General features: G+C 63.3%; 1 pseudogene. It reads left to right on the top strand.

Annotation, left to right across the window (positions count from 1 at the left end):
- Window positions 1–125: 125 nt before the first annotated feature.
- Window positions 126–1,328 (top strand): annotated as a pseudogene (istA, locus tag BJI47_RS07095) (IS21 family transposase); the annotation flags it as partial.
- Window positions 1,329–1,427 lie beyond the last annotated feature (99 nt).

Below are 1,427 nucleotides of genomic sequence, written 5' to 3'. Positions count from 1 at the left end.
GCCAGGGTGATGGGACCACCTGGATTGCCAGTTATGGGACCACCGGCGCGCCTTGCCGGTGGTCTCGTCGTTTGCTCGTTCGATTGTCTGTGACAGCACCAAGCACGTCACGGAGGTCGATGAGCATGGCTTTTCGGGAGATCAGTGTGAACGAAATCAGAGAAGTATTACGGCTATGGCTCGGGACGGCTGGACTGCCGGCTCCGGGACTGCGAACGATCGCCGAGCATGCCGGGGTGGATCGCAAAACGGTCCGCCGTTACGTCGAGGCAGCTCAGGGGGCTGGTCTGGCGAGAACCGACAGTGTCGGTGCGGTCAGTGACGAGTTGATCGCGGCGGTCGTCGCTGCTGTGCGCCCCGACCGGCCGCACGGTCACGGCGCGGCATGGGAGCAACTTGTGCCCCAGCAGGAGCAGATTACCAAATGGGTGGCAGGCGAGGGTGAACGCAAGCCGCTCACGATCGCGAAAATCGAAGTGCTGCTTGCCCGTAAGGGCTGCGTGCTGCCGTACCGGACGTTGCACCGGTTCGCTACCGAGATGTGCGGTTTCGGGCGTAAGGACCTCACCGTCCAAGTCGTCGACGGCGAACCCGGGATCGAATGCCAGATCGACTTCGGATACTTGGGGATGCTCACCGACCCCGACGACGGTCGGGCCCGCAAAGTCCACGCCCTGATCTTCACCGCCGTCCACAGCCGACACATGTTCGTGTGGCTGAGCTATTCGCAGACGCTGGTGGCGGTGATCGCCGGCTGCGAAGCAGCGTGGAAGTTCTTCGGCGGAGTCTTCGCTGTGTTGATCCCGGACAACCTCAAACCGGTCGTCACCGCCGCGGACCCGATCACTCCGCGATTGAGCGATGGCTGGCTCGACTACAGCAGCCACGTCGGGTTCATCACCGACCCGGCGCGTGTCCGGTCACCGAAGGACAAACCGAGGGTCGAACGCACCGTCCAATACGTGCGCGGAAACTTCTGGGCCGGCGAACGATTCACCAGTCTCGCCGAAGCCCAGGAGGCTGCCGTGCGGTGGTGCACCAGCACCGCAGGGATGCGCATTCACGGCACTACCTGTGCACGGCCGCTCGAGGTGTTCGACGAAGCCGAACTACCGAAGCTGCTACCGGTGCCGTCGGGGTACGACGTGCCGATCTTCAAGGACGTGAAAGTGCACCGTGACTTCCATGCGGAGATCGGGCGGGCACTGTATTCGTTGCCGCAGCAGTGGATCGGCTCGACACTGTCGGTGCGGGCCGACACCGGACTGGTCAAGTTCTACCACCGCGGCACCCTGGTGAAGATCCATCCCCGCCAACCTGCGGGCCGCGACTCCTGATCGGCGACTTTACGATCGACCAAAGCAGGACTCGACCCGGCGATGGTCTTCGAGGCCTGGAACACCCACGACGATCTACGATACGACAGG

This window comes from Rhodococcus sp. 1168, assembly GCF_002091955.1.
Classification (GTDB): domain Bacteria; phylum Actinomycetota; class Actinomycetes; order Mycobacteriales; family Mycobacteriaceae; genus Rhodococcoides.
This window is presented reverse-complemented; position numbering and strand designations above follow the sequence as displayed.